Source organism: Flavobacterium sp. IMCC34852 (assembly GCF_030643905.1).
In the GTDB taxonomy this organism is placed as follows: Bacteria; Bacteroidota; Bacteroidia; order Flavobacteriales; family Flavobacteriaceae; genus Flavobacterium; species Flavobacterium rivulicola.
The window spans coordinates 641213-667034 of sequence record NZ_CP121446.1 but is presented as its reverse complement, the minus strand read 5'-3'; the positions used below and the strand labels follow the sequence as shown (position 1 = coordinate 667034).

The window sequence follows — 25822 nt, the reverse complement described above, 5'->3', positions numbered from 1 at the left end:
ATGAGCATCCAAAACATCACCGTAGCGCTTATTGGAAACCCTAACACCGGAAAAACTTCGGTGTTCAATCAGCTCACCGGATTGAACCAACAGGTTGGAAATTATCCCGGCATTACGGTTGAAAAAAAACTCGGTTTCTGTAAATTGGCCAATAACATCAAGGCCAACATTCTTGATTTACCGGGAACTTACAGTTTGAATGCCAGTTCGATTGATGAGAATGTAGTTATTGAATTATTGCTCAACAAAAACGACAAACTTTTCCCTGATGTTGTAGTAGTAGTTACTGATGTGGAAAACTTAAAGCGAAACCTTTTGCTTTTCACCCAAATCAAAGATCTTGAAATTCCAACCATTTTGGTCATCAATATGTCTGACCGAATGAAAGCAAAAGGCATCACGCTCGACTTGCCTTATCTGGAAGAACAATTAAAAACCAAAATCGTTTTGGTCAGCACCCGAAAAGGCATTGGCATAGACGAACTGAAAAATACCATCGTTGAGTATAAAAATCTTTCTACTGAGCCTTGTTTGAACGCTTCTAGTATTGATGTTGAGTACTTTGACAAACTCAGAAATGCTTTCCCCAATCAGTTGTTGTACAAACTTTGGTTGGTGATTACCCAGGATGTGAATTTCTTAAATTTGGAACGAAAAGAAATCCAAAGTTCCTTTGCCAAATCGCATTCCGATTTAAAACGATTACAGCAAAAAGAGACCATCAAACGCTATCAGTTTATCAATGACACCCTGAAAATAGGCCAACATATTGATACCGCAAATGCTTCTGATTTGCGATCTAAGTTGGATAAAGTTTTAACCCACAAGATTTTTGGTTACGCCATTTTCTTTGGGATTTTATTGCTCATTTTCCAATCGATTTTTGATTGGTCGAGTATTCCGATGGAGTTTATAGACAGCACTTTTGCCAATTTGGCCAACTATGCTAAAAACCATTTGCCTGCCGGAGAATTAACCAATTTAATCAGCGAAGGAATTATACCCGGCATTGGCGGTATCGTAATTTTTATTCCGCAAATTGCTTTTTTGTTTCTTTTTATTTCCATGCTGGAAGAAAGCGGTTATATGAGCCGAGTGGTTTTTTTAATGGACAAAATCATGCGTCGTTACGGTCTTTCCGGAAAAAGCGTTGTGCCTTTAATTTCGGGAACGGCTTGTGCGATACCGGCGATTATGAGTGCTCGAAATATTGAAAACTGGAAAGAGCGATTGATTACTATACTGGTTACGCCATTTATCACTTGTTCGGCTCGTTTACCGGTTTATGCCATATTAATCTCCCTAATCATTCCCGAAAAAAGATTGCTTGGTGTTTTCAGTTTACAAGGTTTAACCTTGATGACCTTGTATCTTTTAGGTTTTGGAATGGCCATTTTCTCAGCTTATCTTTTGAATACCATTTTAAAGCTAAAAACCAAATCTTATTTTGTGGTAGAAATGCCCAATTACAAACTACCGCTTTTCAAAAATGTAGCCATTAATGTAATTGAAAAAACCAAATCGTTTGTCTTTGGTGCCGGAAAAATCATTTTAGCTTTGTCTGTTATTCTTTGGTTTTTAGGTTCACACGGACCGGCAAAAGGATTTGATAATGCCGAAAGCATCGTCATCAAAAAAGTAAAAATGGAAAATCGTTTGGATGATGCCGATTATGTCAATGACCAAATCAGTTCTCATAAATTGGAAAACTCTTACATTGGAATTATGGGGAAATCTATCGAACCGATAATACAACCTTTAGGTTACGATTGGAAAATAGGCATTGCCGTGGTGAGTTCGTTTGCCGCTCGTGAAGTTTTTGTGGGAACTTTGGCAACAATTTACAGTGTAGGAAGCCACAGCGAGGAAGAAACCACAATTAAAAACCGCATGGCTGCTGAAGTTCACCCTGATGGTAAAAAGGTTTTTAATTTTGCTACCGGTGTTTCGCTATTGTTGTTTTATGCTTTCGCGATGCAATGTATCAGTACTTTGGCGATTGTAAAAAAAGAAACCAACAGCTGGAAATGGCCTTTAGTGCAATTGGTTTTTATGAGTGGATTTGCTTATTTGTCTGCCTTGATTGCTTACCAACTTTTAAAATAAATTTCGGTTTGATTTTTGTGGCTGACGAGAAAAACCCAACCCAATGAAACAAATTGTTTGTCTATGCCTATGGTTATTAGGTAGTACTGTAGCCTTGAGTCAATCCAAAGTATCTCAATCTAAAAGCGAATTAAACTCTGGCTCGAGTAATTCAGGCAACTCAGGAAGTTCAAGCGGTTCAAGTTCAAACCGTGCTAATGATGACGATGACGAGGTTAATATTTGGGTTGAAATCACTTGGGGCATTTTTAAATACGGTTTTATTGGCGACTATAAAAATGAAGACCATTTGTACAATAGGTTAAGCGATTATCCTTATCACAATAAAGAATCGGGCAACTATGGAAATTATGGGGTGCAAGTGGCTAAAGACTCTAAAAACAACTTTAGATTTGATTTGCAAAATATGCTGCTTTACAGTGATAAAGATTTATATGCCAATCATTTAAAGTTAAAAATAAGACCATTCCAATATTTTTACATACAGACTGATTTTAGGCAAATCCTCGAAAAAAACAAGGCTACTACTGCAACCGATAGGCTTTCCTTGTTTCATTTTAATTTAGGATATGACAGGATTCGATTGGAAAATTTTAACTTAGGATGGACTATTGGTACAACTTATGTCGGGAATGAAGTAAAAAAAGCAGGATTTTCTTTTGGCCTTAATACCGAAATTTTCATGGGTAACAACCTCAGTTTATCGGCGGCAGCCAAATGGAGCGCAATTAATAGTCAACCCGTGCATGCCTATGAATTTGAAGCCAAATACCATGTCAAAAGATGGTTTGCTTTGCTGGGTTATGAACATTTAAAAATTGCTTCTCCAACGTATAATTTTATTTCGTTAGGTGGCGGAATTTATTTGAATTAATTATGGAACTACAAGAAATACTGGTCTACTTGGCTTTGGGAATTGCCATAGGCTTTTTGGCCCAAAAATTTATCGGTAAAAAAAAATCTAAAAAAAATTGTGACAAAGGCGACTGTGGTTGTCATTAACCCAAAGCCACATCCAAAGTCATCATCACTATAAATCCTCCAATGAATCCCAGGGTGGCAATATCTGTATTTTTATCTTGCTGCGTTTCAGGAATTACTTCTTCCACCACCACAAATATCATCGCTCCGGCAGCAAAAGCCAAAGCATAAGGCAATAAAGGCGTAAAAAAAGTTACCGCAACCGCGCCCAAAACGCCGGCAATGGGTTCCACAATGGCCGATGATTGTCCGTACATAAAACTCTTCCATCGGCTCATGCCCATTCGGCGTAAAGGCATAGAAACCGCAATTCCTTCCGGGAAATTTTGAATGCCGATACCAATCGCTAAAGTAACCGCTCCGGCTATTGACGCTTCCGGAATGCCCGCTGCTACGCCTCCAAAAAGTACTCCTACCGCTAAACCTTCAGGAATATTGTGCAAGGTTATCGCCAACACCAACAAAGTTGTTCGTTGCCAGGGTGATTTGATACCTTCAGTTTCTTTAAAATTGATGTGCAAATGTGGTAAAATTTTGTCCAAGCCAAAAATGAAGATTGCGCCTAACAAAAATCCGACCGCTGCCGGAATCACCTTCACAAAACCTTCCCCTTCACTCATTTCAATGGCCGGCGCCAACAAACTCCAAAAACTCGCCGCCACCATCACACCACCGGTAAAACCAAGCATTCCATCAAGCACTACGCGATTCATGTTCTTAAAAAAGAATACAAACGAAGCACCAAGCGCCGTTAAAAACCATGTAAACATTGTGGCATAAAAAGCCGCCAAAATAGGATCAATGCTTTCAAAATAATTGATTACTGATTCAAACATAATTATTGAACGTATAAGTTATTAGCAATTTTATTTGAGATAATTTTCTCATGTGAATTGACTTCAACCGTCAAAGTATCATCAAAACTCTCTTTTTCTATCACTTTAAAAGTAGAACCTAAAGCAATTTTTTGTTTGTCTAAATATTTTAAAAACTCCGAAGAAGAGTCTTTTACTCCTATGCAATAATATTCTTGGTTCAATTCGGCTTCCGAAAGCAATAATTTATTGACCTTTTGAATCACACCTTTTTCATTCGGAATGGGATCACCATGCGGGTCAAACGCCGGAAATCCTAAAAAAGCATCTAATTTATTAATCAAAGCTTCCGACTTGATGTGTTCCAATTCTTCGGCAATTTCATGCACTTCATCCCAATTGAAAGCCAATTTCTCCACCAAAAAAACTTCCCACAAACGATGCTTTCTCACAATCATTTTGGCCGAAAGCAATCCGTTTTCAGTCAAACTCACACCTTGGTATTTTTGGTACGAAACCAAATCTTTCTCCGAAAGTTTCTTCAACATATCCGTCACCGAAGACGCTTTGGTTTCTAACATGCCCGCAATAGCGTTAGTATTTACGCCTTTTGGAGAAACCAACGATAGATGATAAATAACCTTAATGTAATTTTCTTCGGAAATGGTCATAAGTCTAAATGCTATTGGACAAAATTAAATATAAATTTGATTCAAATGAAATTTTTTTTTTAGATTTGTCTAAAATATATTTTCATGAAAACAAAATTACTATTGCCTCTTATACTAATTACAAGTCTCGGCTTTGCTCAAGATACAGAACCTATTCAAACCGACAGACCGGATCAAACAGAAACTCCTGCCCTAACACCAAAAGGCATGTTTCAAGTTGAAACGGGATTTTCCTTCCAAAAAAACGATGAAGTAAGTAAAACCAATATATTGCCTTCAACCCTTTGGAAATATGGTGTCAATGACAATTTCGAGTTGCGATTGATTACTGAATTTGTTTCAGAAAAATTTGGTAGCGAAACGACTTCCGGTTTGAATCCGATTTTAATTGGTTGCAAAATTAAAATTACAGAAGAGATAGGATTTTGGCCTAAAACTTCTTTCATTGGTCACATTTCTTTACCAAATGCGGCTTCAACTGACTTCAAAACCGAATTCCATGCCCCGGAATTCCGCTTTGTGATGCAACACACTTTGTCAAAAAGAATGTCATTCAGTTATAATCTAGGCGCCGAATGGGATGGCTTTTCCGCGGAACCTACATTCATTTATACCGTAGCATCTGGCTTGTCAATCACTGAAAAAATTGGTTCTTATATTGAATTTTTTGGTTTTGCGCCTCAAAATGATACCGCTAACCACAGTTTTGACGGCGGTATAACCTATTTGATTAACAACAATTTTATGCTAGATTTGTCTTCGGGAATCGGAATTACCGATAATGCCCCTGAACATTACGTAGCCGTGGGCTTCTCATTCCGAATCTAAATGAAACACTACCATTACATTTTTACCGGCACAGGTTTATCCGCATTAATGACGGTTTATGAAATGGTTCTTTCCGGCAAATTCAAAGACAAATCCATTCTACTAATTGACGAGAATTCAAAAAAAACCAACGACCGAACTTGGTGTTTTTGGGATGATAAAGGGTTGTATGACGATCTGGCTTCCGCCCAATGGAACTCCGCATGGTTTAAAAATGAAACTTTTGAAAGACAACTAAATCTAAATCCGTACCAATACAAAATGGTCAAAGGATTGGATTTTTACAATCGGGTTTTTGAGCTGATTTCTAAAGAAGAGAACATCACTTTTCTCAACCAAAAAGTAATCGATTTTCAAGAATTGGGACATCATTGCGTCGTCAAAACCGAACAGGAAAGTTTTACTTGTAACCAAATTTTCAATTCCATTTTCAACCCGGAATTGGTTAAAACTCAAACCAAATATCCTTTTCTGCACCAACATTTTATCGGCTGGTTTATCAAAAGCAAAGAACCGGTTTTCAATCCCGATTGTGCGACTTTCATGGATTTTTCGGTGGAGCAAAAAGGCAACACGCGATTTATGTATGTGCTGCCAACTTCAACAACCGAAGCTTTATTAGAATATACTTTGTTCTCCAAAGATTTATTAGCCAAGGAAGAATACGAAACCGAAATCAAAAACTACATCAATAAATTGGGAATTACGAATTACGAATTAGTAGAAAAAGAACAAGGTAATATTCCGATGACGTGTTATCCGTTTTGGCAACACAATTCGAAAAACATATTAAACATTGGCTCTGCCGGCGGTTGGACGAAAGCCAGTACCGGTTATACTTTTAAAAATACGGTCAAAAAATCACAAGTTTTGGTTCAATTTTTATCCAAAGAAAACGACTTGACTAAATTTCACAAAGCCGATAAATTTTGGTTTTATGATTTGCTTCTATTGGATATTTTAGACCAAAAAAATCATCTGGGTTCAACCATATTTTCATCGATGTTTGAAAAAGGAAATGCTACCGTAATCTTCAAGTTTTTGGACGAAGAAACCTCTTTTGGGGAAGATTTACAGGTCATTTGGAAATGCCCGAAAATGCTTTTCATTAAAGCCTTATTCCGCAGAATTATTCGGTAATCTCTCAACTGAACAAATGTTAAACTTTATAAAAAACATCGCAGGTTCCAAAAGTTCTCTTTAGTTTTGTCCCATCAAAATAAAACCATGAACACGATTATTACACAATTACATCATCATCATTCTTGCAACCAGGCGAGTTAATGATGTATTGTAGCTAATCCAAAAACATAATTAAAAACCCGTCTGAGTATATCAAGACGGGTTTTTTGTATTTATACACTTCGCGATATACTCAGATTTTATTCCCCATTAAAAAATGAGTACTTTAAAAATTGCGATTCAAAAAAGTGGCCGACTGAGTGAAAAGTCGCTTCAATTACTAGAAGAATGTGGCATCAAAATTTCCAATGGCGAACGCAAACTCAAAGCCGTTGCCCAAAATTTCCCGGTCGAAATCCTATTCCTGCGCGATGATGACATTCCGCAATACGTAGAACAAGGTGTTGCCGATATCGGTATCTTGGGCGAAAATGAAGTCTGGGAAAAAGGCAAAGAAGTAAAAGTGATTCAACAATTGGGTTTCGCAGGATGCCGAATGTCATTGGCCATTCCGAAAGACGAAATCTATGCCGACTTAAGTTATTTTGAAGGCAAACGAATCGCTACCAGTTATCCTAAAATCTTAATTGATTTTTTCGCCCAAAAGAACATCAATGTTTTCATCGAAGAAATCAGCGGCAGTGTTGAAATCGCCACCAGCATTGGTTTAGCCGATGCCGTATTCGACATTGTCAGCACCGGAAGTACACTTTTAATGAATGGTTTAAAAGAAGTTGAAACCGTTACTAAAAGCGAAGCCGTTTTAATTGCCCATCCCAATCTGACACCAGAAACCCAAGCCATTCTCAACAAATTGCTATTCCGAATCCAATCGGTTCGCGAAGGCAAACAGAATAAATATATTTTGCTAAATGCGCCCAATTCCACCATCAACAACATCTGCTCTTTGCTTCCCGGAATGAAATCGCCCACCATTTTGCCTTTGGTCAACAAAGATTGGAGCAGTTTGCATTCGGTTATTCGAGAAGACGATTATTGGGAGATCATAGAACAACTCAAAAATCTAGGTGCCGAAGGCATTCTCATCATTCCGATAGAAAAAATGATTCGATAATTCAATTCAAAACACATGAAAACTTATATAAATCCAACTCCCGAACAATGGTCAGCATTGGCCACTCGCCAAACTGTAGCCTCAGCCGATTTAAACGAAACCGTAAAATCCATTTTTAATGACATCCAAAAAAACGGTTCTACTGCCGTAAAAAAATACACCAATTATTTCGATGGTATATCGATTGAAAATGTAGCCGTTTCAACAGCTGAAATCGAAAAAGCTGTGGCCGAAATTCCATCTGATTTAAAAAATGCTATCCAAATCGCCGCCGAAAACATCAAACGTTTTCACCAATCGCAAAAAGAAATCCCTACCAAAATCGAGACCACTTCGGGCGTATTTTGTTGGAGAGAAAGTCGCGCCATAGAAACGGTAGGCATCTACATTCCGGGCGGAACAGCACCGCTTTTTTCTACGGTTTTAATGTTGGCGATTCCGGCTAAAATTGCAGGCTGTAAAAATATTATTTTGTGTTCACCACCGGATAAAAACGGTAATATCAATCCGGCGATTTTGTATGCGGCACAATTAACCGGTGTAACTCAAATGTACAAAGTGGGTGGCATTCAAGCTATTGCCGCTATGACCTTTGGAACTGATGAAATTCCGAAAGTCGATAAGCTTTTCGGTCCGGGAAATCAATATGTCACAGCGGCCAAGCAATACGCACAACAATTAGGCTTAGCCATCGATTTGCCGGCCGGACCAAGTGAGTTATTGGTCATTGCCGATGACACTTGCGACCCTGAATTTGTGGCTTCCGATTTGCTTTCGCAAGCCGAGCATGGTGGTGACAGTCAGGTGATTTTGGTCACCAATTCAGAGGAAATTGTTTCGAAAGTGGCAACAGCCATCGAAAAACAAAAAGCCCTTTTAGCACGACAATCGGTTGTAGAAAAAGCTTTGGAAAATAGTCGGGCCTTAGTTTTTCAAAGTATCCAAACCGGAATCGAATTCAGTAACTTTTACGCACCGGAACATTTGATTTTAGCCCTGGAAGATGCCGAAAACAAAATCACTTTAATCGAAAATGCCGGTTCGGTTTTTATTGGCAATTACAGTTGCGAAAGCGCCGGAGATTACGCCAGCGGAACCAATCATACGTTACCGACAAACGGTTATGCCAAGAATTACAGCGGTGTTTCATTAGACAGTTTTGTCAAGAAAATTACGTTTCAAAAATTGACTTCCAAAGGTCTACAAAACCTTGGGCCAACTATTGAACTCATGGCTGCGGCCGAACAATTAGACGCCCACAAAAACGCGGTTTCCATCCGATTAAAAAAATTACAAAATGGATAATATCAACTATTTAATTCGGAAAAACATTCTTTCGCTCACGCCATATTCGAGTGCGAGAGACGAATACAAAAGCAATCAAGGTATCTTTTTGGATGCCAATGAAAATCCGTATGGCAACTTAAACCGCTATCCCGATCCGTACCAATGGCGCTTGAAACAAATTTTGAGCAGTCAGAAGAAAGTCGGCCTTGAAAACATTTTAATCGGAAACGGAAGTGACGAAATCATTGATTTAGTGCAACGGGTATTTTGCGAACCTTCAGCCGATAAAATCATCATCTGTCCGCCAACGTATGGGATGTATAAAGTCTATGCGAATATCAATAATTTGGAAATCATTTCGATTCCGCTTACCGAAGATTTTCAGTTGAATACCGAAGCTATTTTGATGCAAAAGGCAAAAGTTCTGTATTTGTGTTCGCCCAACAATCCAACCGGAAATGCCTTGAAAAATCTCGAATACATTATTGAATATTTCAACGGAATAGTATTTCTGGATGAAGCCTACATCGACTTTAGTGATCAACCTTCATTGGTTTCCAAAATCAATCAATATCCCAATTTGATTGTGTCACAAACCTTTAGCAAAGCACGAGGTCTAGCTGCTGTTCGTGTCGGAATTGCTTACGCGAATGAAGACATAATTTCGGTGATGAATAAAGTAAAACCGCCTTACAATGTGAGTCAGTTGAACCAAGAAGCTGCTGTAAAATCAATGGCTGATGAGGCTACTTTCAAATCGAATGTACAACTCATAAAATCAGAACGTGAGTTGCTCAAAGAATCACTTTTGGCTTTGGAATTTGTAACCAAAATTTATCCATCAGATGCCAATTTTTTATTAGTCGAAATGGAAAATGCCACCGCCATTTACAACCATTTAATCGAACAACAAATCATCACGCGCAACCGAAGTTCGGTGGTTCAAAACACTATTCGAATTACCATTGGAACGCCAAGAGAAAACCAACAATTACTATATGCTTTACAACTAATAACCGTATGAAAAAAGTATTATTTATAGACCGAGACGGCACGTTAATCCTCGAGCCGCCGATTGATTTTCAAATCGATTCTTTGGAAAAATTGGAGTTTTATCCGCAAGTTTTTCAATACTTGTCAAGAATCGCTAAAGAATTGGATTATGAGTTGGTCATGGTCACCAATCAAGACGGTATGGGAACGGATTCATTTCCCGAAAACACCTTTTGGCCGGCTCATAATAAAATGATGAAAGCGTTTGAAAACGAAGGGATTCGATTTTCTGATGTCATTATTGATGTTTCCTTTCCGGAGCAAAATTTACCCACGCGAAAACCCGGAACAGCATTGTTACAACAATATGTAAAAGGCAATTATGACTTGAAGAACTCATTTGTCATAGGCGATAGAATCACCGATATCCAATTGGCCCAAAATTTAGGCAGTCAAGCTATTTATATTTCGGCTGAAGCCAATGAACAAGCGGTTTTGACTACTACTTCTTGGGAAACCATTTACCAATTTTTAAAATTACAACCTCGAACAGCACAACTTATTCGAACCACAAAAGAAACCGAAATTTCAGTCGAAATCAATTTGGACGGCAACGGAAAAAGCAACATCAATACCGGCTTAGGCTTCTTTGACCACATGCTCGACCAAATAGCCAAACACGGAAATATCGATTTGAATATTTCGGTCAAAGGTGATTTATATGTCGACGAACACCACACGATTGAAGATGTCGGGATTGCTTTGGGTGATGTTTTTGCCCAGGCTTTGGGTTCCAAAAAAGGAATCAATCGCTATGGCTTTTTGTTGCCCATGGACGATTGTTTGTCGCAAGTGGCTTTGGATTTTGGCGGTCGCCCTTGGTTAGTTTGGGAGGCAAAATTCAACAGAGAAAAAATTGGGGAAATGCCTACCGAAATGTTTGCTCACTTTTTCAAATCATTTTGCGATGGCGCCAAATGCAATCTAAACATCAAAGCAGAAGGCGAAAACGAGCACCACAAAATAGAATCTATTTTCAAAGCATTCGCCAAAGCCATAAAAATGGCAGTTCAAAAAGACGGCACAAACAACATCCCAAGCACCAAAGGAATCTTATGATAGCGATAGTAAAATACAATGCCGGCAACATCACTTCGGTGAAAAATGCGGTGGAACGATTGGGTTATTCGTGTGTTGTTACGGATGATAAAAACCTTTTACAACAAGCAAAAAAAGTAATTTTCCCAGGTGTTGGCGAAGCAAGTTCCGCGATGAAATACTTAAGAGAAAAAGGACTGGACGAAGTCATCAAAAACCTCAAACAACCTGTTTTAGGCATTTGCCTCGGGCAACAATTATTGTGTCAATTTTCGGAAGAAGGCGATACAGAATGTTTAGGAGTTTTTGAGGCGACGGTAAAGAAATTCGAACCTAAATTAAAAGTGCCGCACATGGGCTGGAACAATATTTCGGGTTTAAATTCAATATTGTATGATGGAATTTCTACCGAAGAAAACTTCTATTTCGTTCACAGTTATTATGCTGAAATCAGCCAAGAAAGCACAGCCGTCTGCGATTACATTGTTCCATTTAGTGCTTCGATGCAAAAGGATAATTTTCATGCAACCCAATTCCACCCCGAAAAATCTTCGAGTGTAGGCGAACAGTTATTACTAAACTTTTTGAAATTATGAGAATCATACCGGCCATAGACCTAATCAACAGCAAATGTGTCCGTTTGACCAAAGGCGATTATGCGACGCAAAAAATCTATAACGAAAATCCGTTGGAAGTCGCTAAATATTTTGAAGACAATGGGATTCAATATTTGCATCTAGTGGATTTAGACGGCGCAAAGTCCAGCCAAATTATCAACCACAAAGTGCTTTATGAAATCGCTACAAAAACGAATTTAAAAATAGATTTCGGCGGCGGATTAAAACAACGAAAAGACCTCGAAATTGCTTTTGAAAACGGCGCTAATCAAGTCACCGGCGGAAGTATTGCAGCCAAAAATCCAATGGAATTTTTAAGTTGGTTAAGCGAATTCGGAAACGATAAAATCATTTTGGGAGCCGATTGTTTGAATCGAAAAATTGCGACTCAGGGTTGGCTGGAAACGTCTGAACTGGATGTTATAGAATACATTTTTAACTATGTTTCCAGAGGAATTTCGTCAGTGATTTGTACCGATATTTCAAAAGACGGTATGCTTCAAGGCGCATCCAATGAATTGTATATCGATATTTTATCGAAGACGAAAGTGAATCTGATTGCCAGCGGCGGCGTAACCACTTTAGCCGATTTAGAATTGCTGAAAACCATGGGTTGCGAAGGCGCCATCATTGGTAAAGCATTATACGAAGGCACTATTAAAATCGAAAACTTACGCGAATTATGTTAAAGAAAAGAATCATTCCGTGTTTGGATATCAAAGACGGACGTGTCGTGAAAGGCATTCAATTTTTGGAACTGAAAGACGCCGGCAATCCGGTGGAATTGGCTTCTTTTTATTCGAAAAACGGTGCCGACGAATTGGTGTTTTTAGACATCAGCGCGACTTTGGAAAAAAGAAAAACCTTGGCCGAAATGGTAACCCAATTGGCTAAAGAAATCAATATTCCCTTCACCGTTGGCGGCGGCATTCAATCCGTGGAAGACGCTAAATTGTTATTGCAATCCGGTGCGGATAAAGTCAGTATCAACTCGGCTGCCGTTTTAAATCCGAGTTTGATTACTCAAATATCAAATGAATTCGGAAGCCAAAGTTTAGTCGTCGCCATTGATATTAAAAAAATCGAAAATGACTGGTTTGTTTTTATCAAAGGTGGCACGGAATCGACCGGAATTCCAGCGGTTGATTGGGCCAAAAAGGCAGAAGCACTCGGTGCCGGAGAGTTATTAATAACCTCAATGAACAATGATGGTTCGAAAAACGGCTTTGCTCTGGAAATTACAAATGCCATCAGTAAAGCGGTTTCTATTCCGGTGATTGCTTCCGGTGGCGCAGGAAATGCAGAAGACTTTATCGATTTATTCACCAAAACCGAAGTCAGCGCCGGATTAGCCGCGAGTATTTTTCACTTTAATGAAGTCCCGATTGCTACTTTAAAAAACATTTTAAAAACCCAAAACATACCCATCAGATGACCTTAGATTTCTCCAAAAACAACGGATTGATACCAACGATTATTCAAGACAACCAATCGCAACAAGTGTTGATGCTAGGTTACATGAACGAAGAAGCATTCCAAAAAACACAAGAAGAAAAAATTGTGACATTCTTCAGCCGAAGTAAAAACAGGTTGTGGACCAAAGGCGAAACTTCGGGAAATTTTCTAAAAGTTGTTTCCATCAAAGAAGATTGCGACCAAGATGCGTTGCTGATTAAAGTACTTCCAAACGGACCAACGTGTCACAACGGAACAACTTCTTGTTTTGACAATGAACCTCAATTTTCATTTTTAAATGAGTTGGAAAAAGTCATTGAAGAACGCATTTCAAACCCAAGTTCAGACTCTTACGTTGCCTCACTTTTTCAAAAAGGCCTCAATAAAATAGCCCAAAAAGTGGGCGAAGAAGCGGTGGAATTGGTCATAGAAGCCAAAGATGATAATGCGGATTTGTTCTTGAATGAAGCAGCGGATTTGTTGTTTCACTATTTAGTTTTACTGAAAGCAAAAGGGTTTAACTTAGAAAATGTTGAAATGATTTTAAAAGACAGGATGAAGAATAAATAAAAGCAGTTTTCAGACTATCAAACAATAACAAATCTTTATCATTTCTTTAAAAATTACCTTTAGAATTCTCATTATCTTTGCAAGAGATTTCAAAATCTAAAATTTACTAATATTTAAAATAAAAAAATATGTATCCAGAAGAAATGGTATTGCCAATGCGCGCTGAACTTTCAGAAGCTGGCTTTCAAGAATTATATACAGCAGCCGACGTAAAAAATGCAATCAAAGCAGAAGGAACCACTTTGGTAGTGGTAAATTCAGTTTGCGGTTGTGCGGCCAGAAATGCTCGTCCGGGTGCAAAAATGAGTTTGGATGGTGCTAAAAAACCGGACCATTTAATCACTGTTTTTGCCGGTGTTGACAAAGAAGCCGTTGACGCTGCCAGAGAAGAAATGTTTCCTTTTCCACCATCATCACCAAGTATGGCGTTGTTCAAAAACGGTGAATTGGTACACATGTTGGAACGTCACCACATCGAAGGTCGTCCGGCGGAATTAATAGCAGAAAACCTAAAAGATGCTTACGCAGAATTCTGCTAAAAAATATTTTTTTAAAACATCACGCAACCTTTTCCATTGAATCACGTCTATCTTTCAAGATGCCATGCTAAATGGGAGAAATGCTATGAAAAAGAAACCCAATCGTTTATTCGGTTGGGTTTTTTATTTTAAAAATGTACCTTTGCTCCGAATTCTTCCATTTAGAATTCACAACATATTTCTCACTTAAACGTTTATAGCATGCAACTGTATAACACCTTAAGCGCAGAAGAAAGAGCCGAGCTGATTGACCAAGCCGGACAACAACGCCTTACGTTGTCTTTCTATGCGTACGCCAAAATTGAAGATCCTAAAAAATTTAGAGACGAATTGTTTATCGCCTGGAATGCACTCGATGCACTTGGTCGAATTTACGTAGCCCACGAAGGTATCAATGCTCAAATGAGTGTGCCGGCCGAAAACTTTGAAGCCTTCCGCGACACTCTGGAAGCGTACGATTTTATGCAAGGCATTCGCCTCAATGTAGCCGTAGAACACGATGACCATTCGTTTTTAAAACTCACCATAAAAGTCCGACACAAAATTGTAGCCGATGGTTTAAACGACGACACTTTTGACGTAACCAACAAAGGCGTGCATTTAGGCGCAGCAGAATTCAACCAAATTTTAGATGACCCAAACACTATAGTAGTGGATTTCAGAAATCACTACGAAAGTGAAGTCGGTCATTTTAAAAACGCCATTACACCCGATGTGGAAACTTTCCGCGAAAGCTTGCCGATTATCAATGAACAATTGAAAGATTTCAAAGAAGACAAAAACTTGGTGATGTATTGTACCGGAGGGATACGTTGCGAGAAAGCTTCGGCTTACTTCAAACACCAAGGTTTTAAAAATGTATTTCAACTTGAAGGCGGCATCATCAATTATGCGCGTCAAATTAAAGAGCAAAACCTCGAGAGCAAATTCATCGGGAAAAACTTTGTGTTTGATAACAGATTAGGGGAAAGAATCACCGACGATATCGTTTCACAATGTCACCAATGCGGCAAACCTTGTGACAATCACACCAATTGCGCCAACGACGGTTGTCATTTGTTATTTATTCAATGTGATGATTGTATGGCTTTGATGGAAAATTGTTGCTCTACCGAATGCTTAGAAACCACACACCTTCCATTAGCCGAACAAGTAAAATTACGCCGCGGGAAACAAGTAGGCAACAAAATCTTCCGCAAAGGCCGTTCCGAGAATTTGCGTTTCAAACATTCAGGTGACTTACCGAATGTTCCTTTGGCGAAAGCGCAAGAAACTAAAGACATTCGTCAAAAAATCAAGATCAAAAAAGTGTTAGTAGCCAAAGCCGAACATTACTATACTAAAGCGGGCATAGGTTTATTCTTGATGGAAAACCACGAATTGAACCTTGGTGATAAAATTTTAATCAGCGGACCAACCACCGGAAACCAAGAATTGGTTTTAGAAAAAATGATGGTCAACGGCCAAGCAAGCACTCTAGCCAAAACAGGCGATAAAGTTACTTTCGAAGTGCCTTTCCGCATCCGTTTATCCGATAAATTATTCAAGATAGTAACATAAAAATACCCCAAATAGTTAGATGCTATTTGGGGTAGTCTAAAACTCGGTTTTTATTTTTTAGTTTTTTGTTAAAACTATAACAACTGTTTCATCATCACCGTCATCATCAAAATCAGAAATCGTTTTTACTTTTAAAGTTGTTGCTGAAAGCTCAGTTATTGGAACAATATCAGTTACGCCATCAGAAGTAATCGAAAGATTGTTGCCTGATTTAGTATATGTAAAAGGGGCGATGTCCAACTCACAATTCCAAACATCTACATTGGCTCCTGAGCCATCTGCATTGAATTGAATATAATCTCTACCACATTCTTCATGGTCATCATAAGGAATAGTCTGTCCTTGTACTTTGTACTCTTTAAAATACCATTTGCCTAAGATATCTCCGGAAGTAGTCGGACTATCATCAGAGGAACATGAAATCGCAAAACTTGACAAAATTGCCAAAGAGAATAAGCTTAATTTTTTCATTAGGATATAATTTATTTTATTAGAAAGGCGAAAATAGATAAATTATCTTATAAAAAAACAAAATCAAATATTATCCGAAAGAATTTTAAAAACTTTAAAAAATACTATCTTTACACTTTTAACGTTTATGATAAGTAGTCTTGTTTGAAAAATAAGATGCCCAACATACAGATCTCCAAATTATGGCTTGTACAAGTTGTTCAACTTCCGATGGCGGTGCGCCAAAAGGATGCAAAAATAATGGGACTTGCGGCACCGATAGCTGCAACAAACTAACCGTTTTCGATTGGCTGGCTAATATGAGTTTGCCCAATGGCGAAGCGCCTTTCGATTGTGTGGAAGTGCGATTCAAGAACGGCAGAAAAGAATTTTTTCGCAATACCGAAAAACTAACCCTAAGCATTGGGGATGTAGTGGCTACCGAAGCTTCTCCCGGACATGATGTTGGGATTGTTACCCTAACCGGCGAATTGGTAAAAATTCAAATGAAGAAAAAAGGTGTCAATCACACCAGCACAGAAATCCCGAAAGTATACCGAAAAGCGTCTCAAAAAGACATTGATATTTGGAGTGATGCTCGTGACAAAGAAGAGCCGATGAAAGTTAAAGCGCGTGAATTGGCGATTGCTCACAAATTAGAAATGAAAATTTCAGATATCGAATTCCAAGGCGATGGCTCTAAGGTTACTTTCTATTACACTGCAAATGATCGCGTCGATTTCAGAATGTTGATTAAAGATTACGCTCGCGAATTCAGCACCCGAATTGAGATGAAACAAGTGGGTTTTCGTCAGGAAGCTTCTCGTTTGGGCGGAATCGGTTCTTGCGGAAGAGAATTGTGTTGCTCCACTTGGTTAACCGATTTCAGAAGTGTCAATACCTCTGCAGCGCGTTACCAACAGTTGTCTTTGAACCCTCAAAAATTAGCCGGACAATGCGGCAAACTGAAATGTTGTCTAAACTATGAATTAGACACTTACATGGATGCACTAAAAGATTTTCCCGAATTTGAAACCAAATTAAAAACCGAAAAAGGCGATGCTGTTTGCCAAAAACAAGACATCTTCAAAGGATTGATGTGGTTTGCTTATTTTGACAATTTTGCCAATTGGCACGTGTTAAACATCGAGCAAGTCAAAGAAATCGTTGCCCAAAACAAGCAAGGTAAAAAAGTAAGTTCATTGGAAGATTTTGCTGTTGAAATTGTAGCCGAACCGGAAAAAGATTTCAATAACGCCATGGGACAAGAAAGTTTAACTCGTTTTGACCAACCAAGAAGAAGCAAAAACAAAAACAAAAACCGAAACCGAAATAAAGCGAAAACTTCCGATGTTGCGTCAAATTCTACATCAAACGAAGGACAAAAACAAAAGCAAAAACCGCAAGGAAAAAAACCTATTATAATTCAGAAAAAGAATGAAGATAAAAAGTAGCATCCTCTTTATTTTAGTCTTTTTTTCGCTTATCTCCTGCGACGAAAAAAGAGTTTTTGACGAATACCAATCGGTCGGAAAGGAATGGCACAAAGACAGTATTATAACTTTTGAGTTGCCGCAATTAGACGTCAAAAAAGTGTATAATTTATTTGTGAATGTCAGAGACAATGATGATTATCCATTTAATAATTTGTTCTTAATTGTTTCCTTGGAACAACCTAACCGACAAGTAAAAGTGGATACTTTAGAATACCAAATGACTAATCCCGATGGCACGCTTCTTGGAGAAGGCTTTACCGATATTAAAGAAAACAAATTGTTTTACAAAGACAAGGTAAGTTTTACTCAAAAAGGCGTTTATAAAATTCACATCAAACATGCAGTAAGACAAACCGGTAAAATTGAAGGCGTTCCTTCATTGGCCGGAATTACCGATGTTGGTTTCAGAATAGAATCTACAGAATAAAAATATGGCACAAAAAAATAATACCGCAACAGTCAAAGACATCAAATACTACCAAAAGAAATTTTGGAAGTTGTTCGCTTACGGACTTGGAATCATGGTCTTGTTTTTCTTCTTAGCTTCATGGGGATTTTTTGGCAGTATGCCTTCCTTTGAAGACTTAGAAAACCCCGAATCCAATTTGGCCACCGAAATCATCTCTTCTGATGGCGTTACCATTGGAAAGTTTTATAACGAAAACCGAACGCCAATCAAATACGAAGACTTGCCGCCACATTTGGTAAAAGCCCTAGTAGCTACCGAAGACGAGCGCTTCTACGAACACTCCGGAATCGATGCCAGAAGAACTTTTGGAGCCGCACTCAAATTGGGTGCTGATGGCGGCGCCAGTACTTTGACCCAACAGTTGGCCAAACTACTTTTTCATGGAGAAGGTTCCAGTTTTAAACCTTTTCGTATCATTCAAAAAGTAAAAGAATGGATTATCGCAGTAAAATTGGAACGCCAATACACGAAAAACGAAATCATCGCCATGTACTTAAACAAAGCCGATTTTGTGAATACAGCCGTAGGAATTCGTTCAGCTTCTAAAGTTTATTTCGGAAAAGAACCTCGCGATTTAACTATCGATGAAGCTGCTATGTTTGTCGGAATGCTTAAAAATCCTTCGCTCTACAATCCGTTGCGCCGTTTGGAAAAAGTGAAAAACAGAAGAAACACGGTTTTAGACCAAATGGTGAGAAACAAAGTTTTAGCCAAAGAATCCCGCGATACTTTAGCCGTAAAACCGATTGTTTTAAACTTCCATCCGGAAAGTCACAAAGAAGGAACGGCGACTTATTTTCGTGAATTCCTTCGCGAATACATGAAAAATTGGGCCAAAGAAAACAAAAGATCTGACGGCAGTGATTGGGATATTTACAGCGATGGTCTGAAAATTTACACCACCATCGATTCCAAAATTCAGGAACATGCCGAAGAGGCCGTTCAGGCTCACATGAAAAACTTGCAACAAGAGTTTTTTGCGCAACAAAAAGATAATAAAAACGCTCCTTTTGTCAACATTACTCCTGAAGAAACCAAAAGAATCATCAGCCAAGCCATGAAAAATTCGGAACGTTGGCGCGTGATGAAAGAAATGGACAAAACCGAAGACGAAATCATCGCTTCTTTCGACATCAAAACCAAAATGAAAATCTTCTCTTGGAAAGGGGAAATCGATACGTTAATGACGCCTATGGATTCCATTCGTTATTACAAACACTTTCTGCAAGCTGGATTAATGTCGATGGAACCGCAAACCGGACATATCAAGGCTTGGGTTGGCGGCATCGATTACAAATACTTCCAATACGACCACGTAGGGCAAGGCGCTCGACAAGTAGGCTCGACTTTCAAACCATTCGTTTACGCCACAGCTATTGAGCAACTCGGCATGTCGCCTTGTGATTCTATTATCGACAGTCCGTTTATGATTCACAAAGGCAGACACAATGTAACCGAAGATTGGGAACCTAAAAACTCCGACCACCAATACCGAGGCATGGTCACTTTAAAACGCGCTTTGGCTTTATCCATCAATACCGTTTCGGCCAAATTAATTGACAAAACCGGTCCGGAATCTGTTGCGGCATTGACCAAAAAATTGGGCGTAAAAGCCGATATTCCCAATCAACCATCGATAGCTTTGGGCGCTGTGGAGATCACGGTAGAAGACATGGTTGCCGCTTACAGTACTTTCGCCAATCAAGGGGTTTACATCAAACCGCAATTCATCAGTAGAATCGAAGATAAAAACGGTGTCGTCCTTTACGAACCGGTTCCTGATACACACGACGTATTAAACAAAGACATTGCTTATGCCGTAATCAAATTGCTCGAAGGCGTTACCGAAAGCGGTTCCGGTGTGCGCTTGCGTACCCAAGGTGGCGGAAGCGGTGACAACCGTTGGACCGGCTATCCGTACATGTTTACCAATCCGATTGCCGGTAAAACAGGAACTTCCCAAAACCAATCTGACGGCTGGTTTATCGGTATGGTACCAAATCTAGTTACCGGAGTTTGGGTAGGTTGTGAAGACCGTTCGGCCCGTTTCAAAGGCATTACTTATGGTCAAGGTGCTACGGCTGCTTTACCTATTTGGGGTTATATGATGAAGAAATGTTACGAAGACAAAGACCTGCAAATTTCCAAAGATCCGTTCCAAAGACCGGACAATCTTTCCATCAAAGTAGATTGCTGGGCACCGCCAAAAGTCGAAACCGATTCAACCGCGGTTGACAATCCCGAAGAAGAACAAAACACCGATGAATTCGGATTATAATTTTTAGGAGCCCTGCCTGCCGGCAAGCAGGTATTTCCCGCTTTACGTTGCAATCTCTTCGAGGATTTCCCCCGAAGTTTCGGGGCAATCGGGGCTAAAAAACCTCATTTGCCAAGAAACAAATGAGGTTTTTTTATTTTCCCAATTCGCTATTAAATTCCTAAATTTACGCCACAAACAAAACAACACTAATCAATCATGATTAATAAAAAAGTAAACTCTGTACAAGAAGCACTGCAAGGTATCGAAGACGGTATGACCATCATGCTCGGCGGCTTCGGACTTTGCGGTATACCCGAAAACAGCATCGCCGAACTAGTACAAAAAGGAACCACAGGTTTGACTTGTATTTCCAACAATGCCGGTGTAGATGATTTCGGATTGGGTTTGTTGCTCCAAAAACGTCAAATCAAAAAAATGATTTCTTCCTACGTAGGAGAAAATGCCGAATTCGAACGCCAAATGCTTTCAGGTGAATTGGATGTTGAACTAACACCACAAGGCACTTTGGCTGAAAAATGTCGTGCTGCACAAGCCGGAATTCCTGCGTTCTTTACCCCTGCCGGTTACGGAACTGAAGTTGCTGAAGGCAAAGAAGTCCGCGAATTCAATGGCAAAATGCACATCATGGAACTAGCCTACAAAGCTGATTTTTCAATCGTAAAAGCTTGGAAAGGCGACGAAGCCGGAAACTTAATTTTCAAAGGAACCGCTCGTAACTTTAATGCTCCTATGGCGGGTGCTGCTAAAATCACCATTGCCGAAGTAGAAGAATTGGTACCGGTTGGCACACTCGACCCTAACCAAATTCACATCCCAGGCATCATGGTGCAACGCATCTTCAAAGGCGAGAAATTTGAGAAGAGAATTGAGCAACGTACAACCCGTAAAAGAGACTAATCATGGCTTTAGATAAAAACGATATCGCAAAAAGAATTGCCCAAGAAGTTAAGGATAAGTATTTCGTTAACTTGGGTATCGGAATTCCGACTTTGGTAGCCAACTATGTTCGTACGGATATATCGGTGGAATTTCAATCTGAAAATGGCGTGTTGGGTATGGGTCCATTTCCCTTTGAAGGCGAAGAAGATGCCGATGTCATCAACGCCGGAAAACAAACTATCACGACCTTACCGGGAGCGAGTTTTTTTGATTCGGCTTTTAGTTTCGGAATGATCAGAAGTCAGAAAGTAGATTTAACGATTCTCGGCGCTATGGAAGTGGCCGAAAATGGCGATATAGCCAACTGGAAAATCCCGGGGAAAATGGTCAAAGGAATGGGCGGCGCTATGGATTTAGTAGCCTCAGCCGAAAACATTATCGTTGCCATGATGCACGTTAACAAAGCCGGAGAAAGTAAGATTTTGAAAAAATGTACTTTACCTTTAACAGGCGTTGGCTGCGTGAAAAAAGTGGTAACCGAATTGGCCGTAATGGAAATTACCCCAAAAGGGTTCAAACTATTAGAACGTGCCCCTGGTGTATCAGTAGAACACATTATCGCCTCAACCGAAGCCGAATTAATCATTGAAGGCGATATTCCTGAAATGGTGATTTAATCAAACTCATTATAAAAACAAAAACCACAAAACTCCATTGAATTTTGTGGTTTTTTTATGCTTAAATATTTCTTTATTTTTTGTTGTCCAAATACTCTAACAGTATTGGTGACGCATTACCAAAGGTTGGTGGTTGTTCGGTAATACTGACCGTTTTTTTCTTGTTGAGTTTATAAACCAAATCAAATTCAGTAGTAAATAAAATAACTGAAGAAAACGGATTATTAATGAAGGACAACAATCTGTCGAAAGCAGCATCTATCGTATGAAACTCCACGATTTCTTCTTGCTGGAATTTGAACTTGAGTTCCAATTGTAAATCCTCCGCTTCTACTATCGGACGGATATAAATGTTCATCAATTGGGTATTCCCAATGGTTTTGGCAAAAGTCAATTTGGCAAACGTTCCGTCGGCCAAACTTTCTTTTACTTTGCTGTAAAACTCGCTAAAGGTTTCTGTAAATAGCATCATTATAAATTAGCGAAGAAATCATTCCCTTTATCATCCGTTATAATAAAAGCCGGGAAATCTTTTACAGTGATTTTGCGAACCGCTTCCATGCCTAATTCTTCAAAATCGACTACTTCTACTTTCAATATATTTTCTTTGGCCAAAATAGCCGCAGGTCCGCCAACAGAACCCAAATAGAATCCGCCATATTTGTTACAAGCGTTCATCACGTCTTTACTTCGGTTTCCTTTGGCTAACATGACCATACTTCCACCGTGGCTTTGGAATTCGTCTACATAAACATCCATTCTTCCGGCAGTCGTTGGCCCAAAACTTCCCGATGGCATGCCTTCCGGGGTTTTGGCCGGTCCGGCATAATACACCGGATGGTTTTTGAAATACTCCGGCATTGGTTTTCCGGCATCGAGTAATTCTTTGATTTTGGCGTGGGCAATATCACGGGCTACGATTACCGTTCCGTTGAGTTTCAATCGGGTTTTGATTGGGTATTTAGTCAACTCGGCTAAAATTTCGCTCATCGGTCGGTTCAAATCAATTTCAACCGGTGCTTCTAAATGTGGAGGTACTTCCGGTAAAAACTGTTTCGGATTGGTTTCTAATTGTTCCAAGAAAATACCGTCTTTGGTAATTTTGGCTTTAATATTTCTATCGGCCGAACAAGAAACGCCCAAGCCAACCGGACAAGAAGCGGCGTGTCTCGGCAAACGAATAACGCGTACATCATGAGCAAAATACTTTCCTCCAAATTGAGCACCAATGGCACTTTCTTGGCAAATTTGCAGTACCTTTTTTTCCCATTCTAAATCGCGGAATGCTTGTCCCGACATGTTTCCGGAAGTCGGTAAATTATCGTAATAACCGGCTGAGGCTTTTTTCACTGCGGCTAAATTAGCTTCCGCAGAAGTTCCGCCAATGACTAAAGCCAAGTGATATGGCGGACAAGCAGATGTTCCTAAATCTTTTATCTTCTCACGGATGAATTCGTCTAAGGATTTTTCGTTTAAAAGGGATTTTGTTTTTTGGTACAAGAACGTTTTATTCGCGCTTCCGCCACCTTTGGCCAAAAATAAAAACTCATAGCTCGAACCTTTTTTGGCATAAATATCAATCTGAGCCGGCAAATTAGAACCTGAGTTTTTTTCTTCAAACATCGAAATCGGAACAATTTGGGAATAACGCAGGTTTTTGATTTGGTACGAATTGAAAATTCCTTTCGACAACCATTCGGCATCATCCACTCCGGTATACACATTCTCTCCTTTTTTCGCCATCACGATGGCTGTTCCGGTATCTTGGCAAGAAGGCAATTCTCCTTCGACAGCCACAGCGGCATTTTGCAATAAATTATAAGCTACGAATCGGTCGTTGTCCGTGGCTTCCGGATCGTTTAAGATGTTTTGCAATTTTTGTAAATGAGCCTTTCGCAACATAAACGAAACATCAATCATCGCTTCTTGGGCCAAAAGTTCTAAACCTTTAGGATCGACAGTGAGAATTTCTCTATCGCCTAATTGTTCGACTTTTACATAATCGGAAGTGAGTTTTTTGTATTGCGTATCGTCTTTAAGAATGGGATACGGATCTTGGTATATAAAGTCCATTTTGCTGTGTTATTTTAAGTGGCAAAGTTAAGCAAAGTGCTCGATTGCTGAAATGAAATAGTTGCTAAATTAATGTACACCAAATCATTTCCTAAAAAAACCAACTCGCCACAAAAATCGCCGTAATCACACAGATTAAATCTACCAAAAGCATAGTGCCGAGTGTGTATCTAGTGTTTTTCACATTAATACTTCCAAAGTAAACTGCTATCACATAAAAAGTGGTTTCGGCGCTGCATTGGAAAATACAACTAAGTCTGCCGGTGAAAGAATCAGGACCGAAGTTACGCATAGAATCAATCATAAATCCGCGTGAACCGCCTGAACTAAATGGTCTAAGCATAGCAACCGGCAAAGAATCGGTGACTTGTTTGCTTACACCGATATTCGAAAACGCGAATGAAATCCAATTGCTGATGATTTCAAACAAGCCGCTGTTTCTAAAAAAAGAAATGGCGACTAACATTCCCATTACATAAGGGAAAATCTTTACGCCGGTTTGCAGACCATTGTTGGCTCCGGTTACAAAAGTATCAAAAATGGTAGTGTCTTTGGCTACAAATTTTTTCTCATTGATAAAAGAAAAGATTAGGGTAAAGGCGATTATGGCCACCAACATCAATCCGGAAAGATTAGCTGTAAAAGCATTCTTTCCGATTAAATCCAAGCCATTTACATAAAACAACAATCCAACGATAGCGCCAATAACAGTCATCAATGCCACCAACAATGACGCGCTTCTGAAATTGATTTTTTGGCGAATGCCTACTATTAAAAAGGCTGCAATGGTTCCTATAAAAGATGTGATAATACAAGGCAACATTACATCAGCCGGATTGGCGGCATTTTCGGCGGCACGATATCCTATGATGGAAGTTGGAATCAAAGTTAATCCGGCGGCGTGCAAACACATGAACATGATTTGAGCATCACTGGCTTTGTCTTTTTCGGGATTGATTTCCTGTAAACTTTGCATGGCTTTCAATCCGAAAGGTGTTGCGGCAGAGTCTAACCCTAAAAAGTTAGCGGCAAAATTCAACGTCATATAAGATATCGACTCATGGTTTTTAGGAATAGACGGGAAAACTTTGGCAAACATTGGACTGAGTCTTCTGGCTAATTTCTCGGCGGCACCTGAGATAATTAATAGTTCCATCAACCCGCAAAAGAAAGCCAAATAAGCAATTAACGGGAGTATCAAATCGAGTAAACTGTTTTTACAAGTGGGTAATAAACCATCTGATTTTTGTACACCGCTGTATATTTTAACTGTTTTACTCTTGTAAACATAAGTAGTGTCGGCATTAAGAGTATCGCGATCAACTACCATTGTTTGCTCAGGAGCTTTTTCAATACTATCCATGACAAACTTCGGCACTTGATTAAGGTATTTTTCCGAAATTAAAATGGGATCATCTTTTTTTCCGTTCAAAATAAAATCCACCGAATAGCTGTTTGACGTAACTAAACTAAACACTACAAAGACAATAGATGAAATAAAAATAGCGAGCCAAAATCTACTTAAAACCATAATCTGTTTTTTGGTAAATATACTATTTCTCAAATTTGGACAGAAATAATTTTTTGGCTTAGGTTTGAAATAAATTTTCTATAAAAAAGCTTTAATAATTGTAATCCTTTTTGACTTGTATTGAATAATTATCAAAAAATAATGATTATTTGACAATAAAACAACCATCATAAGTTAAGATTTATATAT

The 25822-nt window shown here is 39.1% G+C and carries 26 protein-coding genes; 20 read left to right on the top strand and 6 right to left on the bottom strand.

Going from position 1 to position 25822, the window contains the following annotated elements; translation table 11 throughout:
* From feoB to P7V56_RS03005, 3 genes are read left to right on the top strand one after another with little or no spacing between them, the layout of a single operon-like run.
* Nucleotides 1-2106, top strand: coding sequence for a ferrous iron transport protein B (feoB, locus tag P7V56_RS03015; RefSeq protein ID WP_171221150.1), 2106 nt, complete (start codon nucleotides 1-3; stop codon nucleotides 2104-2106).
* A gap of 43 nt (nucleotides 2107-2149) precedes the next feature.
* Nucleotides 2150-2980 carry a hypothetical protein gene (locus tag P7V56_RS03010; protein ID WP_171221151.1) on the top strand — a complete coding sequence of 277 codons (831 nt, stop codon included), beginning with the start codon at nucleotides 2150-2152 and terminating at the stop codon, nucleotides 2978-2980.
* A gap of 2 nt (nucleotides 2981-2982) precedes the next feature.
* A complete protein-coding gene (locus P7V56_RS03005; protein ID WP_171221152.1) occupies nucleotides 2983-3108 on the top strand; it encodes a FeoB-associated Cys-rich membrane protein in 126 nt (41 codons plus the stop codon).
* Here the strand turns inward: P7V56_RS03005 and P7V56_RS03000 are convergent.
* Together P7V56_RS03000 and P7V56_RS02995 are read right to left on the bottom strand one after the other, a co-directional pair.
* Nucleotides 3105-3923, bottom strand: a complete 819-nt coding sequence (locus P7V56_RS03000; protein ID WP_171221153.1) for a ZIP family metal transporter — start codon at nucleotides 3921-3923, stop codon at nucleotides 3105-3107. The genes P7V56_RS03005 and P7V56_RS03000 overlap by 4 nt on opposite strands.
* 2 nt (nucleotides 3924-3925) lie before the next feature.
* Nucleotides 3926-4573, bottom strand: a complete 648-nt coding sequence (locus P7V56_RS02995) for a metal-dependent transcriptional regulator (protein WP_171221154.1) — start codon at nucleotides 4571-4573, stop codon at nucleotides 3926-3928.
* 84 nt (nucleotides 4574-4657) lie between these two features.
* Here P7V56_RS02995 and P7V56_RS02990 point away from each other — a divergent pair, with 84 nt between their 5' ends.
* The 12 genes from P7V56_RS02990 to trhO all read left to right on the top strand — a co-directional run bounded on the left by P7V56_RS02990 (nucleotide 4658) and on the right by trhO (nucleotide 15777).
* Entirely contained in the window at nucleotides 4658-5401 is a 744-nt protein-coding gene (locus P7V56_RS02990; protein ID WP_171221155.1) for a transporter, read from the top strand.
* Nucleotides 5402-6541 (top strand): lycopene cyclase family protein, encoded by a 1140-nt coding sequence (locus P7V56_RS02985; RefSeq protein WP_171221156.1) that lies wholly within the window; start codon nucleotides 5402-5404, stop codon nucleotides 6539-6541. It begins immediately after the preceding gene.
* Nucleotides 6542-6800: 259 nt separating this feature from the next.
* On the top strand, nucleotides 6801-7658 hold the full coding sequence (gene hisG, locus P7V56_RS02980) for an ATP phosphoribosyltransferase (RefSeq protein ID WP_171221157.1): 858 nt from the start codon (nucleotides 6801-6803) through the stop codon (nucleotides 7656-7658).
* A 15-nt stretch (nucleotides 7659-7673) separates the two neighbouring features.
* Entirely contained in the window at nucleotides 7674-8963 is a 1290-nt protein-coding gene (hisD, locus tag P7V56_RS02975; RefSeq protein WP_171221158.1) for a histidinol dehydrogenase, read from the top strand.
* Nucleotides 8956-9969 (top strand): histidinol-phosphate transaminase, encoded by a 1014-nt coding sequence (gene hisC, locus P7V56_RS02970; protein ID WP_171221159.1) that lies wholly within the window; start codon nucleotides 8956-8958, stop codon nucleotides 9967-9969. Before hisD ends, hisC begins: the two co-directional genes overlap by 8 nt.
* Nucleotides 9966-11057: a bifunctional histidinol-phosphatase/imidazoleglycerol-phosphate dehydratase HisB gene (gene hisB, locus P7V56_RS02965; protein WP_171221160.1), complete on the top strand. Its 1092-nt coding sequence runs from the start codon at nucleotides 9966-9968 to the stop codon at nucleotides 11055-11057. The genes hisC and hisB overlap by 4 nt, the downstream gene beginning before the upstream one ends.
* A complete protein-coding gene (gene hisH / locus P7V56_RS02960; protein WP_171221161.1) occupies nucleotides 11054-11632 on the top strand; it encodes an imidazole glycerol phosphate synthase subunit HisH in 579 nt (192 codons plus the stop codon). Before hisB ends, hisH begins: the two co-directional genes overlap by 4 nt.
* Nucleotides 11629-12342: a 1-(5-phosphoribosyl)-5-[(5-phosphoribosylamino)methylideneamino]imidazole-4-carboxamide isomerase gene (gene hisA / locus P7V56_RS02955; RefSeq protein WP_171221162.1), complete on the top strand. Its 714-nt coding sequence runs from the start codon at nucleotides 11629-11631 to the stop codon at nucleotides 12340-12342. The genes hisH and hisA overlap by 4 nt, the downstream gene beginning before the upstream one ends.
* Nucleotides 12336-13088 (top strand): imidazole glycerol phosphate synthase subunit HisF, encoded by a 753-nt coding sequence (gene hisF / locus P7V56_RS02950; RefSeq protein ID WP_171221163.1) that lies wholly within the window; start codon nucleotides 12336-12338, stop codon nucleotides 13086-13088. The genes hisA and hisF overlap by 7 nt, the downstream gene beginning before the upstream one ends.
* Nucleotides 13085-13678, top strand: coding sequence for a bifunctional phosphoribosyl-AMP cyclohydrolase/phosphoribosyl-ATP diphosphatase HisIE (gene hisIE, locus P7V56_RS02945; RefSeq protein WP_171221164.1), 594 nt, complete (start codon nucleotides 13085-13087; stop codon nucleotides 13676-13678). The genes hisF and hisIE overlap by 4 nt, the downstream gene beginning before the upstream one ends.
* 128 nt (nucleotides 13679-13806) lie before the next feature.
* Nucleotides 13807-14217, top strand: coding sequence for a BrxA/BrxB family bacilliredoxin (locus P7V56_RS02940; RefSeq protein ID WP_171221165.1), 411 nt, complete (start codon nucleotides 13807-13809; stop codon nucleotides 14215-14217).
* 201 nt (nucleotides 14218-14418) lie between these two features.
* Nucleotides 14419-15777 (top strand): oxygen-dependent tRNA uridine(34) hydroxylase TrhO, encoded by a 1359-nt coding sequence (gene trhO, locus P7V56_RS02935; RefSeq protein ID WP_171221166.1) that lies wholly within the window; start codon nucleotides 14419-14421, stop codon nucleotides 15775-15777.
* A gap of 57 nt (nucleotides 15778-15834) precedes the next feature.
* Here trhO and P7V56_RS02930 read toward each other — a convergent pair whose 3' ends face one another.
* Nucleotides 15835-16248 carry a lipocalin-like domain-containing protein gene (locus tag P7V56_RS02930; protein WP_171221167.1) on the bottom strand — a complete coding sequence of 138 codons (414 nt, stop codon included), beginning with the start codon at nucleotides 16246-16248 and terminating at the stop codon, nucleotides 15835-15837.
* 182 nt (nucleotides 16249-16430) lie between these two features.
* Here P7V56_RS02930 and P7V56_RS02925 point away from each other — a divergent pair, with 182 nt between their 5' ends.
* From P7V56_RS02925 to P7V56_RS02905, 5 genes are all read left to right on the top strand, one after another.
* Nucleotides 16431-17681 carry a PSP1 domain-containing protein gene (locus tag P7V56_RS02925; protein WP_171221168.1) on the top strand — a complete coding sequence of 417 codons (1251 nt, stop codon included), beginning with the start codon at nucleotides 16431-16433 and terminating at the stop codon, nucleotides 17679-17681.
* Nucleotides 17665-18150: a gliding motility lipoprotein GldH gene (locus tag P7V56_RS02920; RefSeq protein WP_171221169.1), complete on the top strand. Its 486-nt coding sequence runs from the start codon at nucleotides 17665-17667 to the stop codon at nucleotides 18148-18150. The genes P7V56_RS02925 and P7V56_RS02920 overlap by 17 nt, the downstream gene beginning before the upstream one ends.
* A 4-nt stretch (nucleotides 18151-18154) precedes the next feature.
* Nucleotides 18155-20470, top strand: coding sequence for a penicillin-binding protein 1A (locus tag P7V56_RS02915; protein ID WP_171221170.1), 2316 nt, complete (start codon nucleotides 18155-18157; stop codon nucleotides 20468-20470).
* Nucleotides 20471-20668: 198 nt separating this feature from the next.
* Nucleotides 20669-21370 carry a CoA transferase subunit A gene (locus tag P7V56_RS02910; protein WP_171221171.1) on the top strand — a complete coding sequence of 234 codons (702 nt, stop codon included), beginning with the start codon at nucleotides 20669-20671 and terminating at the stop codon, nucleotides 21368-21370.
* A gap of 2 nt (nucleotides 21371-21372) precedes the next feature.
* On the top strand, nucleotides 21373-22029 hold the full coding sequence (locus tag P7V56_RS02905) for a 3-oxoacid CoA-transferase subunit B (RefSeq protein ID WP_171221172.1): 657 nt from the start codon (nucleotides 21373-21375) through the stop codon (nucleotides 22027-22029).
* Nucleotides 22030-22102: 73 nt separating this feature from the next.
* Here P7V56_RS02905 and P7V56_RS02900 read toward each other — a convergent pair whose 3' ends face one another.
* From P7V56_RS02900 to P7V56_RS02890, 3 genes are all read right to left on the bottom strand, one after another.
* Nucleotides 22103-22501, bottom strand: a complete 399-nt coding sequence (locus P7V56_RS02900; RefSeq protein WP_240976558.1) for a hypothetical protein — start codon at nucleotides 22499-22501, stop codon at nucleotides 22103-22105.
* On the bottom strand, nucleotides 22501-24102 hold the full coding sequence (locus tag P7V56_RS02895) for a fumarate hydratase (RefSeq protein ID WP_171221173.1): 1602 nt from the start codon (nucleotides 24100-24102) through the stop codon (nucleotides 22501-22503). Before P7V56_RS02895 ends, P7V56_RS02900 begins: the two co-directional genes overlap by 1 nt.
* Before the next feature lie 91 nt (nucleotides 24103-24193).
* Nucleotides 24194-25633: a spore maturation protein gene (locus P7V56_RS02890; RefSeq protein ID WP_171221174.1), complete on the bottom strand. Its 1440-nt coding sequence runs from the start codon at nucleotides 25631-25633 to the stop codon at nucleotides 24194-24196.
* Between the last annotated feature and the right edge of the window lie 189 nt (nucleotides 25634-25822).

Coding starts and splice junctions, on each gene's coding strand:
- feoB (WP_171221150.1), top strand. CDS start 1: ATGAGCATCCAAAACATCACCGTAGCGCTTATTGGAAACCCTAACACC.
- P7V56_RS03010 (WP_171221151.1), top strand. CDS start 2,150: ATGAAACAAATTGTTTGTCTATGCCTATGGTTATTAGGTAGTACTGTA.
- P7V56_RS03005 (WP_171221152.1), top strand. CDS start 2,983: ATGGAACTACAAGAAATACTGGTCTACTTGGCTTTGGGAATTGCCATA.
- P7V56_RS03000 (WP_171221153.1), bottom strand. CDS start 3,923: ATGTTTGAATCAGTAATCAATTATTTTGAAAGCATTGATCCTATTTTG.
- P7V56_RS02995 (WP_171221154.1), bottom strand. CDS start 4,573: ATGACCATTTCCGAAGAAAATTACATTAAGGTTATTTATCATCTATCG.
- P7V56_RS02990 (WP_171221155.1), top strand. CDS start 4,658: ATGAAAACAAAATTACTATTGCCTCTTATACTAATTACAAGTCTCGGC.
- P7V56_RS02985 (WP_171221156.1), top strand. CDS start 5,402: ATGAAACACTACCATTACATTTTTACCGGCACAGGTTTATCCGCATTA.
- hisG (WP_171221157.1), top strand. CDS start 6,801: ATGAGTACTTTAAAAATTGCGATTCAAAAAAGTGGCCGACTGAGTGAA.
- hisD (WP_171221158.1), top strand. CDS start 7,674: ATGAAAACTTATATAAATCCAACTCCCGAACAATGGTCAGCATTGGCC.
- hisC (WP_171221159.1), top strand. CDS start 8,956: ATGGATAATATCAACTATTTAATTCGGAAAAACATTCTTTCGCTCACG.
- hisB (WP_171221160.1), top strand. CDS start 9,966: ATGAAAAAAGTATTATTTATAGACCGAGACGGCACGTTAATCCTCGAG.
- hisH (WP_171221161.1), top strand. CDS start 11,054: ATGATAGCGATAGTAAAATACAATGCCGGCAACATCACTTCGGTGAAA.
- hisA (WP_171221162.1), top strand. CDS start 11,629: ATGAGAATCATACCGGCCATAGACCTAATCAACAGCAAATGTGTCCGT.
- hisF (WP_171221163.1), top strand. CDS start 12,336: ATGTTAAAGAAAAGAATCATTCCGTGTTTGGATATCAAAGACGGACGT.
- hisIE (WP_171221164.1), top strand. CDS start 13,085: ATGACCTTAGATTTCTCCAAAAACAACGGATTGATACCAACGATTATT.
- P7V56_RS02940 (WP_171221165.1), top strand. CDS start 13,807: ATGTATCCAGAAGAAATGGTATTGCCAATGCGCGCTGAACTTTCAGAA.
- trhO (WP_171221166.1), top strand. CDS start 14,419: ATGCAACTGTATAACACCTTAAGCGCAGAAGAAAGAGCCGAGCTGATT.
- P7V56_RS02930 (WP_171221167.1), bottom strand. CDS start 16,248: ATGAAAAAATTAAGCTTATTCTCTTTGGCAATTTTGTCAAGTTTTGCG.
- P7V56_RS02925 (WP_171221168.1), top strand. CDS start 16,431: ATGGCTTGTACAAGTTGTTCAACTTCCGATGGCGGTGCGCCAAAAGGA.
- P7V56_RS02920 (WP_171221169.1), top strand. CDS start 17,665: ATGAAGATAAAAAGTAGCATCCTCTTTATTTTAGTCTTTTTTTCGCTT.
- P7V56_RS02915 (WP_171221170.1), top strand. CDS start 18,155: ATGGCACAAAAAAATAATACCGCAACAGTCAAAGACATCAAATACTAC.
- P7V56_RS02910 (WP_171221171.1), top strand. CDS start 20,669: ATGATTAATAAAAAAGTAAACTCTGTACAAGAAGCACTGCAAGGTATC.
- P7V56_RS02905 (WP_171221172.1), top strand. CDS start 21,373: ATGGCTTTAGATAAAAACGATATCGCAAAAAGAATTGCCCAAGAAGTT.
- P7V56_RS02900 (WP_240976558.1), bottom strand. CDS start 22,501: ATGATGCTATTTACAGAAACCTTTAGCGAGTTTTACAGCAAAGTAAAA.
- P7V56_RS02895 (WP_171221173.1), bottom strand. CDS start 24,102: ATGGACTTTATATACCAAGATCCGTATCCCATTCTTAAAGACGATACG.
- P7V56_RS02890 (WP_171221174.1), bottom strand. CDS start 25,633: ATGGTTTTAAGTAGATTTTGGCTCGCTATTTTTATTTCATCTATTGTC.